The organism is Microbispora oryzae (assembly GCF_017896165.1).
GTDB classification, from domain to species: Bacteria; Actinomycetota; Actinomycetes; order Streptosporangiales; family Streptosporangiaceae; genus Microbispora; species Microbispora oryzae.
In genome coordinates, this window is sequence record NZ_JAFCNB010000038.1 from 18,327 (window position 1) to 34,821 (window position 16,495).

14 protein-coding genes are annotated in these 16,495 nt (G+C 69.0%); 10 read left to right on the forward strand and 4 right to left on the reverse strand.

Annotation, left to right across the window (positions count from 1 at the left end; all coding sequences use genetic code 11):
* The first annotated feature begins 322 nt into the window (after positions 1-322).
* On the forward strand, positions 323-1,777 hold the full coding sequence (locus JOL79_RS34760) for an arabinofuranosidase catalytic domain-containing protein (RefSeq protein WP_307848862.1): 1,455 nt from the start codon (positions 323-325) through the stop codon (positions 1,775-1,777).
* 406 nt (positions 1,778-2,183) lie between these two features.
* Positions 2,184-2,954 carry a FadR/GntR family transcriptional regulator gene (locus JOL79_RS33015; protein ID WP_210159863.1) on the forward strand — a complete coding sequence of 257 codons (771 nt, stop codon included), beginning with the start codon at positions 2,184-2,186 and terminating at the stop codon, positions 2,952-2,954.
* A 148-nt stretch (positions 2,955-3,102) separates the two neighbouring features.
* Here JOL79_RS33015 and JOL79_RS33020 read toward each other — a convergent pair whose 3' ends face one another.
* A complete protein-coding gene (locus JOL79_RS33020; protein WP_210159864.1) occupies positions 3,103-3,858 on the reverse strand; it encodes an SDR family oxidoreductase in 756 nt (251 codons plus the stop codon).
* Positions 3,855-4,883 carry a zinc-dependent alcohol dehydrogenase gene (locus tag JOL79_RS33025; protein WP_210159865.1) on the reverse strand — a complete coding sequence of 343 codons (1,029 nt, stop codon included), beginning with the start codon at positions 4,881-4,883 and terminating at the stop codon, positions 3,855-3,857. The genes JOL79_RS33020 and JOL79_RS33025 overlap by 4 nt, the downstream gene beginning before the upstream one ends.
* 118 nt (positions 4,884-5,001) lie before the next feature.
* Here JOL79_RS33025 and JOL79_RS33030 point away from each other — a divergent pair, with 118 nt between their 5' ends.
* The 7 genes from JOL79_RS33030 to JOL79_RS33060 all read left to right on the forward strand — a co-directional run bounded on the left by JOL79_RS33030 (position 5,002) and on the right by JOL79_RS33060 (position 11,623).
* Positions 5,002-6,369 carry an ABC transporter substrate-binding protein gene (locus tag JOL79_RS33030; RefSeq protein WP_210159866.1) on the forward strand — a complete coding sequence of 456 codons (1,368 nt, stop codon included), beginning with the start codon at positions 5,002-5,004 and terminating at the stop codon, positions 6,367-6,369.
* Positions 6,370-6,458: 89 nt separating this feature from the next.
* Positions 6,459-7,304, forward strand: a complete 846-nt coding sequence (locus tag JOL79_RS33035; protein WP_210159867.1) for a carbohydrate ABC transporter permease — start codon at positions 6,459-6,461, stop codon at positions 7,302-7,304.
* Between the two features lie 4 nt (positions 7,305-7,308).
* The gene (locus tag JOL79_RS33040) at positions 7,309-8,223 is read left to right on the forward strand and encodes a carbohydrate ABC transporter permease (protein ID WP_210159868.1); all 915 of its coding nucleotides are present in this window, start codon (positions 7,309-7,311) and stop codon (positions 8,221-8,223) included.
* Positions 8,224-8,353: 130 nt separating this feature from the next.
* Positions 8,354-9,439, forward strand: a complete 1,086-nt coding sequence (locus JOL79_RS33045; RefSeq protein ID WP_210159869.1) for a mandelate racemase/muconate lactonizing enzyme family protein — start codon at positions 8,354-8,356, stop codon at positions 9,437-9,439.
* Positions 9,436-9,780: an L-rhamnose mutarotase gene (locus JOL79_RS33050; protein ID WP_210159870.1), complete on the forward strand. Its 345-nt coding sequence runs from the start codon at positions 9,436-9,438 to the stop codon at positions 9,778-9,780. Before JOL79_RS33045 ends, JOL79_RS33050 begins: the two co-directional genes overlap by 4 nt.
* Positions 9,777-10,625 (forward strand): amidohydrolase family protein, encoded by an 849-nt coding sequence (locus tag JOL79_RS33055; RefSeq protein ID WP_210159871.1) that lies wholly within the window; start codon positions 9,777-9,779, stop codon positions 10,623-10,625. Before JOL79_RS33050 ends, JOL79_RS33055 begins: the two co-directional genes overlap by 4 nt.
* Entirely contained in the window at positions 10,622-11,623 is a 1,002-nt protein-coding gene (locus tag JOL79_RS33060; protein WP_210159872.1) for an aldo/keto reductase, read from the forward strand. The genes JOL79_RS33055 and JOL79_RS33060 overlap by 4 nt, the downstream gene beginning before the upstream one ends.
* A gap of 29 nt (positions 11,624-11,652) precedes the next feature.
* Here JOL79_RS33060 and JOL79_RS33065 read toward each other — a convergent pair whose 3' ends face one another.
* Together JOL79_RS33065 and JOL79_RS33070 are read right to left on the reverse strand one after the other, a co-directional pair.
* On the reverse strand, positions 11,653-12,387 hold the full coding sequence (locus JOL79_RS33065; RefSeq protein WP_230985943.1) for a FadR/GntR family transcriptional regulator: 735 nt from the start codon (positions 12,385-12,387) through the stop codon (positions 11,653-11,655).
* A 391-nt stretch (positions 12,388-12,778) separates the two neighbouring features.
* The gene (locus tag JOL79_RS33070; RefSeq protein WP_210159874.1) at positions 12,779-13,771 is read right to left on the reverse strand and encodes a sugar kinase; all 993 of its coding nucleotides are present in this window, start codon (positions 13,769-13,771) and stop codon (positions 12,779-12,781) included.
* Positions 13,772-14,132: 361 nt separating this feature from the next.
* Between JOL79_RS33070 and JOL79_RS33075 the strand changes: the two genes are divergently transcribed.
* The gene (locus JOL79_RS33075) at positions 14,133-16,247 is read left to right on the forward strand and encodes a right-handed parallel beta-helix repeat-containing protein (protein WP_210159875.1); all 2,115 of its coding nucleotides are present in this window, start codon (positions 14,133-14,135) and stop codon (positions 16,245-16,247) included.
* Positions 16,248-16,495: the final 248 nt, after the last annotated feature.

Below are 16,495 nucleotides of genomic sequence, written 5' to 3' on the forward strand. Positions count from 1 at the left end.
CACGGGGCCCTGACCAGACGAGTGTGAGCCGGCTGCCTGCCGCGCAGGTGAGGAGAGTCCCGGGGAGCCGACGCTCCGGCCGGGCCGTATATCCGATCTTGACGGAGGTCCGCCCGTCAGGTTTGCTCCGCCGCATCACCGTCGACAATCCACCTACGCCACGAGGCGGGAGCCGCGTGGATATGTTAGCGCTAACAACTAATCGATTCGCTTCGCTTGCCGATCGAGGTTCCGGCGTCTCGCATTCGCCCCGGCCCATCGGCTGCCGCCAGCGGAAGGGAAAGGGTGTTATCGCTAACATCGAGTGGGAAAGGAAGGAATCGTGTTTCTCGGAAGTGCGAGACGGGCGCTGGCGGCCGGTGCGACGGCGTTAGTCGCGGCCGCCGGACTGGTCGGCATAGGCCCGGCTCAGGCCGCGACGTCGCAGCCGTGTGACATCTACGCGGCGGGGGGCACGCCGTGTGTCGCGGCGCACAGCACCACGCGTGCCCTGTACGCGGCCTACAACGGCCCGCTCTACCAAGTCAGGCGCTCGTCCGACAACACCACCCGCGACATCGGCGTGCTGAGCGCGGGCGGCGTCGTCAACGCCGCCGCGCAGGACTCCTTCTGCGCCGGCACGACCTGTGTGATCACCATCCTCTACGACCAGTCCGGCCGCAACAACCGCCTCACCCAGGCGCCGCCCGGCTACTGGAAGGGCCCAGCCGCCGGCGGATACGACAACCTCGCCGACGCGACCGCGGCCCCGATCACCATCGGCGGCCAGAAGGCGTACGGCGTCCGCGTGGAGCCCGGCACCGGCTACCGCAACAACAACACCAACGGCGTCGCGACCGGCGACCAGCCCGAGGGCATCTACGCCGTCGTCGACGGCACGCACTACAACCAGTGGTGCTGCTTCGACTACGGCAACGCGCAGACGGACGGGCAGGCCGACTCCCCCGCGATCATGGAGACCGTCTACTTCGGCGCCGACAAGCAGTGGGGCTACGGAGCAGGAGCCGGTCCCTGGATCATGGCCGACCTGGAATGGGGACTCTTCTCGGGGGTGAACGCGGGCTACAACAACCTCGCGTCGATCAACCACCGTTTCGTCACGGCCATGGTCAAGGGGGAGCCGAACCACTGGGCGATCCGGGGCGGGAACGCGCAGTCGGGCGGCCTGACGAACTACTTCGACGGACGGCGCCCCAATGGCTACAACCCGATGAAGAAGGAAGGCGCCATCCTGCTCGGTATCGGCGGTGACAACAGCGTCTCCGGCCGCGGCACCTTCTTCGAGGGCGTGTTGACCTCCGGTTACCCGACGGCCGCCACCGAGGACGCCGTTCAGGCCAACATCGCCGCCGCCGGCTACGCGCCTGCGGGCGGTGGCAACCCGCAGCAGGGCGTGCAGATCGTGGGCGGACAGTCCGGCCGGTGTGTCGACGTGCCGAACGGCAGCACGACCAACGGCACCCAGGTGCAGTTGTGGGACTGCGGGAGTGGCACCAACCAGCGCTGGACCTACACCTCCGGCAAGCAGTTGCAGGTCTACGGCAACAAGTGCCTGGACGCCAACGGCCAGGGCACGAGCAACGGCACCCAGGTGATCATCTGGGACTGCAACGGCCAGGCCAACCAGCAGTGGAACGTCAACTCCAACGGCACCGTCACCGGCGTCCAGTCCGGGCTCTGCCTGGACGCCAACGCCGCCGGCACCGCCAACGGCACCAAGATCATCCTCCTGCCCTGCAACGGCGGCACCAACCAGCAGTGGAGCCTGCGCAGCTGATCGACGAGGGCCGGACGCCGCGCTGTCCGGCCGGCCTGGTTGGCGCCGCCGGCGTCGGCGCCAACCAGGACACGCAGGACACGCCGCGACGCCGGCGAACGTGGGACTCGCCACACCTGCGAATTTAGCGACGTGGCTCATATGACGTCATACGTGGAACGCGTAGACTCCCAGTCATGGGAGGACATGACAGACGCCGACCGAGGGGGCATGGCGGCATCCGAGCGAAGCGCGGCGCCGCGCTCTCTTACGGAGAACGGCTCGAACGGTCAGGGGCCGCCGTCATGGCCGGGACCAAAATCCACCATGCTGCTGGTCAAAATGGCATGACGTATGACGTCAAGACGTTGCCGTACACTGAAAGTCAAGTCGTGACGCCGCCTGAGGCGGGCCTTCCGGAGGGAACATGACCGCACCGCAGCACGCGACCGTTAACGCTAACACCCCCCCGGTCTGGGCGCGACGACCGGCCAATCTCGCCAAGGCGGTCACTGCGGAGCTGGTTGAGCGGATCGTGCGTGGAGTGCACCCGCCGGAGTCCGCGCTGCCCCGTGAGGCCGACCTGTGTGAGACCTTCTCGGTGAGCCGGACCGTCGTCCGCGAGGCGGTGAAGATCCTCCAGGAGAAGGGGCTGGTGCAGGTCCGGCAGGGGTTCGGCACCATCGTCATGCCGCCGGTGAACTGGGACATGCTCGACGAGCTCGTCCTCGCCGCGGCGATCTCCGAAGACGAGACCCTGTCGACCCTCGACGACCTCGTCGTCACCCGGCGGCTGCTCGAGTCCGACATGGCGAACGTCGCGGCGCGCCTGGCCGACCAGGAGACCGTCGATCGGCTGCGCGCGCTGGTCGAGCGCATGGACGAGTGCGTGGAAGACCCCCTGATGTACGCCGACCACGATCGCGCCTTCCACGACACGATCATGCGGGTGTCCGGGAACCGCATCGCCCGCGGCGTCGTCAGGTCACTCGAAAGCCAGGCCATCAACACCGCCCGCTATACGGGCCGCACGGAGCGCTCGCTGTGTGTGGCGTCCAACCTGGGCCACCGCCGCATCTACGAACGCATCGCCGCACATGATCCGGCGGGCGCCTCCGAGGCGATGTTCACCCACATAACCGAAGCCTGGCTCGTCCGCCGCACCGGGCAGACCGACCCCGTGCGTCTGCAGCGGTAGGACGGTCCCGGGCCTGACGAGGTCCGGCGTCCACATGTCCCCAGAGCGCCGGGGGCACGGACACTGCGTCCGTGCCCCCGGCTCTTGTTTCCCTGGTACGTCTTTCCTTGGTGTGTCCCAGTCGGCGACCAGGCCGGAAGAGGCGCGGTCAGCGCCCCAGCCAGCCGCCGTCCACCGGGATGATCGCGCCCGAGACATAGTCGGACGCGGCCGAGCTGAGGAAGACCGTCGCTCCCGCGATGTCGTCGCCCTGGCCCCAGCGGCCGGCCGGGATCCGGTCCAGAATCGACCGTGACCGTTCGGGGTCGTCGCGGAGCGCCGCCGTGTTGTCGGTCGCGATGTAGCCCGGCGCGATGGCGTTGACGTTCACTCCTCGCCCGGCCCATTCGTTGGCGAGCGCGCGGGTGAGGCCGGCGATCCCCGACTTCGCGGCGGTGTAGCCGGGCACGTTGATCCCGCCCTGGAAACTCAGCATGCTCGCGGTGAACACGATCTTGCCCCGGCCGCGCTCCAGCATCGGGCGGGCGATCAGCTGAGTGAGGGCGAACTGGCTGGACAGGTCGACCTCGATGACCCGGTCCCACCACTCCAGCGGATGCTCCGCCGCCGGAGCGCGTTCAATCGTGCCCGCGTTGTTGATGAGGATGTCAGGAGCCCGCTCGGCGAGCTCGGCGCCCAGTGCGAGCACGGCGTCGCGGTCGGCGAAGTCCACCGCCCGGGCCTCGAAGCCGCGGCCGAGCCCGAGGATCGTCTTCGCGACCTCGTCGTCCTCCGTCAGCTGGGCGCTCACCCCGATGATGTCCGCGCCGGCCGCGGCGAGCGCCTCAGCCATGGCGCGGCCGATGCCCCGGCGCGCGCCGGTGACGACCGCGAGCCTGCCGTCGAGTTCGAACATGCCGCTCATGCCTGCGCCTCCCCGGCGACGTTCACGAGGATCTTCATGGCCCGGCCCGCTCCGAGGTCGTCGATCGCCGAGGCGGTCTCCTCGAGCGGGACGACACCGGTGATGAGGGCGTCGGCGGGGACGCGGCCGCGCCGGAGCAGGTCGATGGCGCGGTCGAAGTCGGACCGCTGGTAGACCCGGGCGCCGAGCACGCGCAGTTCCCGCCAGAACACGCGCTGCAGGTCGATCTCGCGGGCCGCGGAGTGGATGGCCACGACGACGATCGTCCCGCGGACCTTCGCCAGCGCGGTGGTGGAACGGGCCGCCGCGGCGGCGCCCGACACCTCGAACACCACGTCGGCGCCGACGCCGCCGGTCCACCGCTCCACTTCGGCGGGCAGATCGGCCGACGAGGGGTCGACCACCTCGAGTCCCAGCCCGGCGATGAGGCTCCGGCGGGTGGCGTCGACCTCGGCGACCATGACGTGGGCCCCGGCGTCGCGCGCGACGGAGGCGATGAGCACCCCGATGGGGCCGCCGCCGAGCACGACCGCGCGGTCGCCGATCTGGAGTTCCGAGCGCCGGACATCGTGGACCGCCACGGCGACGGGCTCGACGAGCGCGGCCGTACGCAGGTCGAGGTCGGCGGGGAGCGGCACCGCGATCGAGGCGGGCACATTCCACCGCTGCTGCAGTCCGCCGGGGGAGTCGATGCCGACGAACTCCAGGTTCTGGCAGATGTGCTGATGGCCGGCGAGGCATGCGGAACAGGTGCCGTCCCAGACCAGCGGCATGACGGTCAGCGGGTCGCCGACCTGCCAGCCCTCAACGCCCGCGCCGACCGCCGCCACGGTGCCCGACATCTCGTGGCCGAACACGAGAGGCGTCCGCACCCGGGCGTCCATGTGGCCGTGCACGATATGCAGATCGGTCCCGCACAGGCCGCAGTAGGCGACGGCGATCTGGAGCTCGCCGGGACCCGGTGGCTCGACATCCGTCGACACGGTCTTCAGGAGTCCTTCGCCCACGTAGGCGGCACCCTTCATCGGGCGTCCTCACTTTCCTCATGCACTTCAGGAGCGCTTGCAGACGTCATACGTATGGTCTTATATTTCGACGCGATGAACAGCACGTCAACATGACCGCCCAGACAAGGACACCCCTATGGTCGATATCACACAGGCCGGACGTACTGGCCGATGGGCACGCGCGTTCAGCGGCGCGGGGGCGCTGGCCATCGCGTTGACGCTGGCCGGCTGCAGTGGGAGCAGCGGCACGTCAGCGGGCACCTACGGGTTCCCGCAGGAAACGCAGGACGACAAGGCAACGATCACGGTGTGGGTGGACTCCGATCGGTCGAGTGCGGTCGACGCCTTCAAGAAGGCCAATCCTGACGTGAAGCTTAACGTCGTCACCTACGACGGCTCGGCCAACGGGTCCAACTCCTTCCGGACGAAGGTTCAGCTCTTCGACCGGGCGAACAGCGGCTGGCCCGACGTCGTGTTCTCGTCGCAGAACAACGACGCGGCCTGGGCGAGCCAGAAGAGCAACGGCAAGCAGGCGTTCGCGGCCGTCCTCAACAGCGGGCTCGTCCCGAAGACCACGCTCGACAACTTCACTCAGGGCTCCCTGAACCCGTGCACCGTCGAGGGCAAGGTCTACTGCCTCCGCAACGACCTCGCCCAGGTGGTGCTCTGGTACAACAAGACCCTGCTCGACAAGTTCGGCTACTCCGTTCCCACCACGTGGGAGGAGTACCAGGCGATCGGCGAGAAGGTCGCCAAGGAGCACCCCGGTTACATCGTCGGCGCCGTCGGAGACTCCTTCGCTTCGGAAATCTACTTCTGGAGCGGCAAGTGCCAGGCGAATGGCATCACCGGCCCCAAGACGGTGACGGTCAACACCGACAGCCCGGAGTGCAAGCGCGTCGCGTCGATGCTCGACGTACTGATCAAGAACGGCACCGTCCCCAACGTGAGCGTCTTCACGCCCGAGTTCGTGAAGAAGTACTCCGACAAGGTGCTCCTGATGCCCGGCCCGGCCTGGTACGCCGGCGCCATCTTCAACAACCCGCAGTCGCTCAAGGTGCCCGCCGGCCAGCTGGGCGTCGCCCCGCCGCTGGCGTGGCAGGGTGACACCGCCGCGACCGGCAACGTCGGCGGCGGCACCTGGTTCATCAGCAGCCACTCGAAGAACCTCAAGGCCGCCGAGAAGTTCGTCGAGTTCGTCACGACGGCCGACGACTACCAGGTGAACCTCGCTCCCGGGTTCCCGGCCTACGCGCCGGCCGCGGACAAGTGGGTCAAGAAGCAGGAGTCGAGCAACTACTACGCCACCGACCTGCAGGCCCTGGTCAAGGCCGGCTCGTCGATCTGGACCGGATGGGGCTCCGGGGTCTTCAGCCAGGAGGCCATCTGGGCCAAGACGGTCACGCCCGCGATCGCCGGCGGCAAGAACCTGGTCGATCTGCTCCCCGAATGGGGGACCGCGATCAAGAACCAGGCGCAGGTCAACGGTTACACGGTCAAGTAGACATGACGGTTACGCATCAGACGGGTCGGCCGGCGGTGTTGACGCACCGCCGGCCGTCCGGCCGGGGCCGCAGCGGCGAGCGGAGCGCGATGAGCTACGGCTTCATCGCTCTCTACACGGTGCTGGCGGTCGCGTTCGGAATCCTGCCCGCCATCTACGCCCTCTTCCTCGCGTTCACCACCGGGGACGGCGGCTTCGCCGGGATCGACAACTTCACCAAGGTCATCGGCGACTTCCGCTTCCTGCCCGCCGTCGAGCACGTCGCCCTCTACCTGCTGTTCTGGCTGGTGGCCCTGGTGGTGCTCGTCGCGTTCCTGGCCCTCATCGTGCACGCGATCAGCGTCCGCTGGCTGAGCCGGTCACTCAGGTTCATCTTCTATCTTCCGGGCGCGCTCGCCGGCGCTTCGAGCGTCCTTCTCTGGCTGTTCGTGCTCGACCCGACGGCCAGCCCGGTCAGCGGTCTGCTGCACCTGTTCGGCTTCTCCAGCTTCGTGCAGGTCATCGTGCCGACGCACCTGCCCCCGGTCTTCGCCATCATCGCGTTCTGGACCGGCGCGGGCGGATGGATCGTCATCATGTACGGCGCGCTCAACAACATCAGTCATGATGTGATCGAGGCCGCCCGCATCGACGGGGCCACCACCGTGCAGATCGCCCTGCGGATCCAGCTGCCACTGCTGCGCAAGTGGATCTCGTACATGGGGATCATGTCGCTGGCCGCGGGCACACAGCTCTTCGTCGAGCCGCAGCTGCTCTCCCAGGCCAGCAACGCGATCGTGCCGAACGACTACTCGCTCAACCAGCTCGCCTACCAGTACGCGTTCCAGCAGAACGACTTCAACGGAGCGGCGGCCATCTCCTTGCTGCTGCTCGTCATCGCCCTCGCCCTGTCGGCCGTCTTCGTGACGCGCGGCGGCCTGTTCGAGAGGGGCTGATCTCATGACGACAGTGGACATCGGTCGCCACGCCACCAGGCGCCGCAGCGATCTCAGCGGCTGGAGCGGCCGGACGATCGTCGGGGTCGTAATCGCGATCTTCGTGTTGTTCTTCGCCATTCCCATCGTCTGGCTGCTGCTGGCGACGACGAAGTCGGCGCACGGACTGATCGTCAGCGACCCGTTCCTGCCCGGCAGCATCAGCGACTTCGCGGCCAACTGGGATCAGCTGTTCGGGTTCCAGGACGGCGCGGTGACCTCGTGGGTGGGCAACTCGGCGCTGTACGCCCTGGGTGCGCTCGTCATCACGCTCATCGCCAGCATCCCGGCCGGCTACGCGATGGCTCTTACGGAGTTCAAGTTCCGGCGGCTGCTGCTGGTGCTGACTCTGATAGTCATGCTGATCCCCAACACCGCGCTGGTGCTCCCGATCTTCCTGGAGCTCAACGTGGTGGGGCTCATCGGCAGCCCGCTGTCGGTGATCCTGCCGATGGCGTTCTTCCCGTTCGGCGTGTACCTCACGTACATCTACTTCTCGACGAGCGTTCCGCGCGACCTGCTCGCGGCGGCGCGCCTCGACGGGTGCTCCGAGTTCCAGGTGTTCACGAGGGTCGCGCTGCCGCTGGCCGCGCCGATCATCGCGCTGGTCGGGTTCTTCAGCTTCGTGCAGAGCTGGAACAACTTCTTCCTCCCCTTCGTCATGCTGCCGTCGAGCGATGGTTATCCGGTCCAGGTCGGCCTGACCTCGCTGCTCGCCTCCACTCCGGCGTTCAACCCGAGTTCCGCAGGGGCCCAGTCCGTGCAGTTGCCGACGCTCGCGCTCGCGACCGTCATCTCGGTGCTGCCCGTGCTCATCGTCTTCCTCTTCGCGCAGCGCTTCCTGGTCGCGGGAATGACGGCGGGAGGAACGAAGGAGTGAGTCGAAATCATGCCAAAAGGGGGAAATTTTGAAGGTCACCGGATACCGTAGCCTGACGACGGAACACGATTGGGGGCGGCTGATCGGCGATGCCAACGGGGTGATGTCCCAGCCGCGCACCGAGGTTCACGTGCTCATCCTCGAGACCGACAGCGGGCTCGAAGGAGTCGGGGTGGGGGCGCACGGCGACATCGACCGCGTCTTCGCTGCCGTGGAGGGCGAAGACCCCCGGGCCGTCTCGGCGCTCTACGACCGGATGCTCGACCGCGTCTTCAAGACCGGGCACTCCGGCGCGACCTTCGGGGCGATCGGTGCGATCGACATGGCGCTCTGGGACCTGAAGGCGAAGGCGGCGGGAGAGCCGCTCTGGCGCACCCTGGGAGGCCGGGACCGATTCGTCCCCGGTTACGCCTCAGGACTGGACATCGCGCTCGACGACGACGCCCTCGTCCGCCTGTACGAGAACTTCGCCGACCGGGGGTTCAGCGCCGCCAAGCTCAAGGGCGGCCGCAACCTCCAGCACGATCTGCGCCGGCTGCGAGCGTTGCGGGACGTCCTCAGCCGCAACTCGGCGCACCCCGCTCTCATGTTCGACGCCAACGAGTCGTGGAACCGGTCCCAGGCGGTCCGGTTCATCACCGCGATCGAGCGCGAGATCGACCTCACGTGGGTCGAGGAGCCGGTGCGGAGATGGGACGCGGCCGGGCTCGCCTCGGTCCGGCGGGGTATCCGCGCCGCCGTCGCGACCGGCGAGAACCTGACCGGCCTCGAGCAGTACCGGCCGCTCCTGGACAACGACGCGATCGACATCGTCCAGGTGGGCAACGTCTGGGGCATCACGCACTTCCTGCGCGTGGCCGCGGTGGCTCATGGCCGCGATCTGCCCGTGAGCCCGGTGGCCTACCACGCCAACCCGCTGGCGCACGCCGCCACCGCGGTGCCCAATCACCTGGCGTTCGAGGTCCAGGATCTCTCGTCTCCGATCGGGCTCGACATCGATCAGGAATTCGAGGACGGTGGCATCGTCCTCGGTGACGAGCCCGGCATCGGCATCCGGGTGGACGAAGCGCACATCAACGGCGTGCGGGCCGCCAACCCGCCGGCCGCGATCACCGGGCCGCACGTGCGTCCCGCCCGGGCGGGGCTGCGCCTCGTCCCGGACTCCCGTCAGGAGAACATGTTCGGCCTGCTGGCCGGGGAACGGGTGGGACAGTGAGCGCACCTCACCGCATCGAGCGTCACGCTCTCGTCGTCGGCGTCCGGCCGGAGTATCGGGAGAAGTACCTGGAGCTGCACAGCAACGTCTGGCCTCAGGTCGAGCAGACCCTGCGCGACGCGAACGTCACGAACTACTCGATTTTCATCGTCGGCGACACCCTGTTCGCCTACTACGAGTACGTCGGCGACGACCACGCCGCGGACATGGCCCGCATCGCCGAGGATCCCGTCACGCGCGAGTGGTGGACGCACACCGACCCGTGCCAGGTGCGCATCGTCGACGAGCGGGTCCCGGGAGCGCTGTGGCAGCCTCTCGACGAGGTGTGGCACCTGTCATGAGCCGCGGTCTGGACGCGCACGTCCACCTGTGGAACCGGGCCACGGACCCGCAGCCGTGGATCGATCCAGCGACCATGGCGGCGATCGACCGGGACTTCGCGCCCGGCGACCTGGACCGGATGCTCGACTCGACCGGTCTGGACGCCGCCGTCGTCGTGCAGTCGAGCAACAGCGTCGCGGAGACGCGGCGGCTGCTGGCCCACACGAGCCCGCGCATCGCCGGAGTGGTCGGCTGGATCGACCTCACCGCCGATGTCGCCGGACAGCTCGACGAGCTCGACGACCCCGAGGGCCTCGACCCCGCGGCGCGCCGGAGGCTGGTCGGAATCCGGCACCTGGTCCACATCGATCCCGATCCCGACTGGCTCGGGCGGTCCGACGTGGGAGCCGCCCTCGGCCATCTGGCCGCGCGCGGCCTCGGCTTCGATCTGGTCGTGCGCTGGTGGCAGCTGCCACTGGCCGCGACGGTCGTGGCCGCGCGTCCAGGCGTCCGGTTCGTCGTCGACCATCTCGGCGGGATCGCCGAATGCGATGACGACGCCGGGTGGGAGGCCGGTCTCCGGGCACTCGCCGCCCGGCCGAACACCTACGCCAAGATCTCCGGGCTGGCCGGACTGGTGGGCGATGGTGACACTGACCGTCTGCGTCGCGTGGCCGACGTGGCGCTTGAGGCGTTCGGTCCTGAGCGGCTCATGTACGGGTCGGACTGGCCGCTGGCCGAGCTGTCGGCCGGGGCCGTGCGGTGGTGTGAGGTCGTGGACAAGCTGATCGGCGAACTGAGCCCGGCGGAACGCCAGGCGATCACGTCCGGCACCGCGTCGGCCTTCTACGGGCTCGGCACATGACCGCCCACGTCGTGGACCTGCTGAACCGAGGCCGGGTCGGGCCCGGGGTCATCGGATTCGGCGGGTCCCCGCTCGGAAACCTCGGCAGTCCCGTGAGCGACGAGGAGGCCACCCGGACGCTGCGCCGGGCGTGGGACGCGGGTATCCGCTACTTCGACACGGCGCCGCACTACGGTCTCGGGCTCTCCGAGCGCCGCGTCGGAGCGGAGCTGCGCGGTCGTCCGCGCGACGAGTTCGTCGTGTCCACCAAGGTCGGCCGCCTCATCGTGCCCAGCCCGCGGCCCCGCGAGTGGGACGACGACGGATTCGCCGTCCCCGGGGACCTCACGCGGAGATGGGACTTCACGGCGGAAGGTGTCGAACGCTCGCTGCGGGAAAGCCTCTCCCGTCTCGGCCTCGACTCGGTCGACATCCTCTTCCTGCACGATCCCGACCAGGCAGGGGAGGGTGCGGCCCGCGAGGGGCTCGCGTCCCTGGCGCGTCTCAAGGCGGCCGGCCTGGTGAAGGCCATCGGCATCGGAACCAACTCGACCGCCGGGCTCGCCGCGGTGATCGAGGAGGGCCTGGTCGATGTGATCATGCTGGCCAACCGTTACTCACTGCTCGACCACACGGCGCTGGACTCGGTGCTCGCGCCGGCACATCACGCCGGCGTCGCCGTGGTCGCCGCGGGGGTCTTCGCCACCGGTCTGCTCTCCACCGCCCGGCCCTCGTTCGATCTCACGTACGAGTACCGTGCGGCGGACGCCGAGGTGGTCGGACGGGCCACCCGCATCGCGGCGATCTGCGCGGATCACGGGGTCGAGCTTCCGGCCGCGGCGCTGGCCTTTCCGCTGATGCATCCCGCGGTCGCCGCGATCGCGGTCGGCATGCGCTCGTCACTGGAGGTGGACGAGGACCTCCGGCGGTTCGAGACCGACATCCCTGAGGGGCTCTGGAGCGACCTGGTCGCCGAGGGACTGATCCCCGCCGGGGCGGTACGAGCGGACGCGCGCTGACGCGTCCGGGGTCTTCGCCCGGCGGCTCCTCACTCGGCGGGGGAGAACAGGCGGTGCTGGATCTCGCTCCGATAGTCGTCCATCGTGTTGTCGACGTGTGTGGCGGCGGCCTGGCCGGCCAGGTCCGGGTCGCCGGCGCGGATGGCCTCGTAGATGGCGCTGTGTTCCTCGACGGCCTTGGCCGCGCGGCCGCCGACGGATCCGCGCAGCCCGATGAGGTTGGACTGGGCCTGGAGCCGGCGCGACTCTCGTACCGAGATCTGCAGGAACATGTTGTGCGAGGCGGCGGCGATGGCGGTGTGGAAGGCGTCGTCGCCCTCGTTGAACAGGTCCGCGCGTCCGGTCTCGAAGCCTTCGCGGCACAGGTCCGCCGCCTTCTCGATGGCTCTCAGCTCGGCCGGGGTGGCGCGGTGGGCCGCCAGCCGGCTCGTCTCCGTCTCCTGCGTACGGCGGAACTCGAAGAGCATGTAGACGTGGTCGAGGTCGGTGGGGAGGAAGAAGGACGCCCACCGTCCGGTGCCGAGCATCCCCTCGTCGTCGGCCACGTAGAGGCCGCGGCCCTTCTGGGCGCGCACCCGGCCGAGCGCGGAAAGGATCTTCACCGCCTCTCGGACCACGGTACGGCTGGTGCCCAGCTGCCGGGCCAGCTCGTTCTCGGTGGGCATGCGGTCGCCCGGACGTAGCTGAAGCCGGGCGATCAACTCCAGCACCTGTTCGGCGGCCACCTCGTAGCCAGGCCGGTAGCCGCCCTCCGCGCGTGGCATGTCGGTCACGCCGCCCCCTCCATGATGGTCAATACGAGTATGACGCGTTTCATCAGGTCGTACACATCCACGGCCGTCCAGGCGGGAACGTAATGCTCAACATCCGAATATTGCGAATCGATTCTGCCAAGCCGGGACGGTCGTCCCGATAGGGAGGGCCAGAGAGCGCGACCGGGCCGGACGGGATGAGCGAGCGCCGGCGACGTAGCCGGTCATGACGGCGGACGGGTCAGCGGAGTCCTTATTTCGAGTCGTCCGAAACAATTGTTGATTACCCGTCCGGGACGGCGGTGTCCGGGCGGGCGATCCCGGCCCATCGGCATTGGCGAACGCGTTGGGCATTTTCCGCCGGGCGCCGGTGGAGGCCGGGGAGGTCAGCCGCTCCGGAACCTCAGCGGCGCACCTCCCGCCCGGCGCCGCGGGCCACCTCCAGCACCTCCTCGGCGGTGAAGCGGCACTGGTCTCCGTGCACGCTCATCGCCAGGGAGGCCATCGCCGTCCCCCGGCTGAGCGCGTCACCCGGAGACCCGTCGAGGAGACCCCACAGCACACCGGCGGCGAACGCGTCACCGGCGCCGATCCGGTCGACGCCGACGGTGGGCAGCGCGGGGGCCGAGACGGAGTCACCCTCCCACCACGCGACGGCGCCGTCGGCGCCCGAGGTCACCACGACGCGGCCGATCCCGAACTTCTTCGCCAGATCGTTCGCCAGCGTGGGCGGGTCGCCGGCGAGGCCGAAGAGATCGCGCGCGTCCTCGGCCCGGCAGATCAGCAGGTCGATGTAAGGCGCCAGCTCGACGGCGAAAGAGGCGGCCGTCTCGGCCGAGGACAGTCTCGACCGATAGTTGACGTCGTAGGCGACGGTCGCGCCCCGCGCGCGGCCCTCCCGCGCGGCTCGCAGCACCAGCGCGTCGGACCCGGGCGCGACGGCCGCGGTGATGCCGGTCAGATGGATGATCTCCGCGTCGCAGACGGCGTCCCAGTCGAGGTCGTCGGCGGACAACGACCAGAACGCGGTGCCGGTCCTGTCGTAGACCACGCTCGTTGGGCGCGGCGCGGAGCCGATCTCCGCGAAGTAGAGCCCGAGGCGCTCGTCGGGCATCCAGCGCACGGTGTCGAGGGCGACGCCCGCGCTGGACAACGAGTCGGCGACGCGACGCCCGAGGGGCGTGTCCGGCAGCGCCGACGTCCAGCGAGTGGCCACCCCGACCGACGCCAGGGCCACGGCCACGTTGGCTTCGGCGCCGGCGACGTGCACCCGCAACTCTCCACACTCGCGCAGCCGCTCGCCCGACGGCGGCGAGAGCCGCAGCATGGCCTCGCCCAGTGTGGAGACCGCGACTCGCCGGTCGGTCACCGAACCTTCGCTGTGTTGCCCGTTCATGCCCGGGAGGTTACACCTCGGATCAATCGCGCCGGAACAGTGGTGATGGTGACGACCGCCGCGGTTCCGGACGCGGGACGGGCGGAGTACGGGCGGGGCGTGGGTCGGGCCGCGAGAGACGGCAAGCCGCTGCCGCGCGTCGGCCGGCGCGGGCCCCCGGCGCGGCTGTCCCGAGATCGTCCCAGCTCAACCGGCACACGAGGGTGACGAGACCGGAGCAGGACCGGGCTGGCGTGGATTACGGGCGTGTGCGGCGCGGGATGAAGGTTGCCCGGAACCCCTTGACGAAGGTCTTTGTTAACCGGTAATTCCTCATACGTAATATGAGTAACGTCACCCTCACTAGAGGAGCTTGGTGCAGGTGAGACAACGCCACTGGGCATCTGTCGCGGGAGCCATCTCCCTCGGGGCCGCGGGCATCGTCGCGATCAGCGCCGTGCCGGCGCTCGCGGCGCCGCCGGACCCCGGATCGTCGCATCCCACGCCGCCCACACCCCCTACACACCCCACGCCGCCGACGCCTCCCACGCCGCCGGGACCGCCCGGACCGCCGCACCCCGGCCGTACCACGATCGTGGTCTCACCGAGCGGCGACGATCACAACCAGGGCACGCCGGGCAAGCCCCTGCGCACGCTGGAGGCGGCCCAGGCCATGGCGCGCCGGTCCGCGCACGCGGGGAGCACCGTCACCGTCGTCCTGAAGGACGGCACCTACCGGCTCGACAAGCCGCTGCGCTTCACCGCGGAGGACTCCGGCACCCCGGTCAAGCCCGTGACGTGGACCGCGGCGAGCGGAGCGCATCCGGTCGTCTCCGGCGGCCAGGACGTGACCAAGTGGAGTCCGTACGACGGCGGCAAGAACATCTTCGTCGCCTCGGTGCCGAAGGGTCAGGACAGCCGGCAGCTCTACAAGAACGACGCGGCGGCGCCCCGCGCCGCGATCAAGATCGCCCGTAGCGACGTGACGGTCACGGCTTCGGGCATGCAGATCAACAACCCCGCGCTGAACTACCTCGCGACGCTGCCGGACCAGAGCCGGATCGAGGTCGAGAGCCAGGACTCGTTCACCGACCGCTACGCCCCGGTGCAGAGCATCAGCGGGACGACGATCACCATGCAGCAGCCGGCCTGGCAGAACAACAACTGGGGATACGACACGCTGGGCCGCCCGTTCGCGGGTGGTCAGCTGCTGCTCGAGAACTCCTACGCGTTCCTGCAGGAGGGGCAGTGGTACCTGGACCCGTCCGCGGGCAAGCTGTACTACCGCGCCGCCGCCGGTGAGGACCCGAACCGGCAGTCGTTCGTGCTGCCGCGCCTCGAATCGCTCGTGCAGATCGCGGGCAGCTACGACAACCCGGTGCACGACCTGGCCTTCTCGGGCATCCGGTTCTCGTACTCCACCTGGCTGACGCCCGGCACGTCCATCGGCTACGCCGACCAGCAGAACGGCGCCTTCATCCCGAAGGCCTACCCGCAGCCGGCCGACTACCTGACCAGTTGCCAGTCCGGTTGTCCGCTTTTCGAGGGCGCGCGCAACGGCTGGAACCAGGTCCCGGGGGCCGTCCAGGTGGCCGCGGCCACCCGCGTGAGGTTCGCGGACAACACCTTCGCCCACCTCGGCCAGGTGGGGCTCGGCATCGGCCTGGACGCCAACGCCAACGGAGCCGGAATCGGGCTCGGGGTCACCGAGACGACGGTGCACCACAACCTGTTCACCGACCTCGGCGGCGCCGGAGTCGTGGTGGGCGGCGTGCAGCCGGACGCCCATCACCCGAGCGACCCGGCCATGACCCTGCGCGACATCACGGTCGACAACAACTTCGTGACCGACGTCGCCAAGGACTACAAGGAGATGTCGGGCATCCTGTCCACCTACGTGGACCACGCCGTGATCGCGCACAACGAGGTCTCCAACCTCGCCTACGACGGGATCGACATCGGCTGGGGCTGGGGCGCCAACGACGTGGGCGGCAGCCCTGACTACCAGAACCGCGGCCTCTACGCGTACCAGCCGGTCTACACCACGCCCACGACCCTCAGGAACACCGAGGTGACCGGCAACCTGATCCACGGGGTCAAGAAGGTCTTCCACGACGGCGGAAGCCTGTACAACCTGTCCGCCAACCCGGGCGCGGTGTACAGCGGGAACTACATCTACGACACCCTCCACACGGTGGGTCTCTACCTGGACGAGGGGTCTCGGTACGTGACCCTGAAGAACAACGTGATCCAGGACTGCGGCGTGTGGGTGTTCACGAACTCCTACGGGACGAGCAACAACACCAGCGACAACACGCTGCAGAACAACTGGTACAACGCGGGCGGCACGCAGACGCCGAACGCGACGCAGCACAACAACCAGCTGATCGACAACGTTCAGGTGTCCGGCACCGACTGGCCCGCCGAGGCCCAGCAGGTGATCGCTGACGCCGGCCTCGAGCCGGGGCTGCGGACCTTCCCCGGGGTCACGCAGTAGTACCGGCGGCGCCGGCCACGTGAGGCGGGGGAGCCCGATGGCTGCCCCGCCTCTGGCCCAGCACGGAGCCGCCGGACGTGCGGCCCATGCCGTCCGGGTAGAGGCCCGTGGCCAGCTTTCCCGGGGCTGTACAAACAACGGTGTAACTCCTGATCAAGGAGACACCTGTGACGAGTACGGTGATCCAGCAGTCTGAGGCGCTGGACCTGGAGGACACCGCGGTGGCGCGGAAAGAGCATGATGCGTCG

Excerpts from the sequence above, each read along its gene's own strand:
- JOL79_RS33020 (WP_210159864.1), bottom strand. The coding sequence starts at position 3,858 with ATGAGCGGCATGTTCGAACTCGACGGCAGGCTCGCGGTCGTCACCGGC.
- JOL79_RS33035 (WP_210159867.1), top strand. The coding sequence starts at position 6,459 with ATGAGCTACGGCTTCATCGCTCTCTACACGGTGCTGGCGGTCGCGTTC.
- JOL79_RS33065 (WP_230985943.1), bottom strand. The coding sequence starts at position 12,387 with ATGCCACGCGCGGAGGGCGGCTACCGGCCTGGCTACGAGGTGGCCGCC.
- JOL79_RS33040 (WP_210159868.1), top strand. The coding sequence starts at position 7,309 with ATGACGACAGTGGACATCGGTCGCCACGCCACCAGGCGCCGCAGCGAT.
- JOL79_RS33025 (WP_210159865.1), bottom strand. The coding sequence starts at position 4,883 with ATGAAGGGTGCCGCCTACGTGGGCGAAGGACTCCTGAAGACCGTGTCG.
- JOL79_RS33055 (WP_210159871.1), top strand. The coding sequence starts at position 9,777 with ATGAGCCGCGGTCTGGACGCGCACGTCCACCTGTGGAACCGGGCCACG.
- JOL79_RS33060 (WP_210159872.1), top strand. The coding sequence starts at position 10,622 with ATGACCGCCCACGTCGTGGACCTGCTGAACCGAGGCCGGGTCGGGCCC.
- JOL79_RS33030 (WP_210159866.1), top strand. The coding sequence starts at position 5,002 with ATGGTCGATATCACACAGGCCGGACGTACTGGCCGATGGGCACGCGCG.
- JOL79_RS33070 (WP_210159874.1), bottom strand. The coding sequence starts at position 13,771 with ATGAACGGGCAACACAGCGAAGGTTCGGTGACCGACCGGCGAGTCGCG.
- JOL79_RS33015 (WP_210159863.1), top strand. The coding sequence starts at position 2,184 with ATGACCGCACCGCAGCACGCGACCGTTAACGCTAACACCCCCCCGGTC.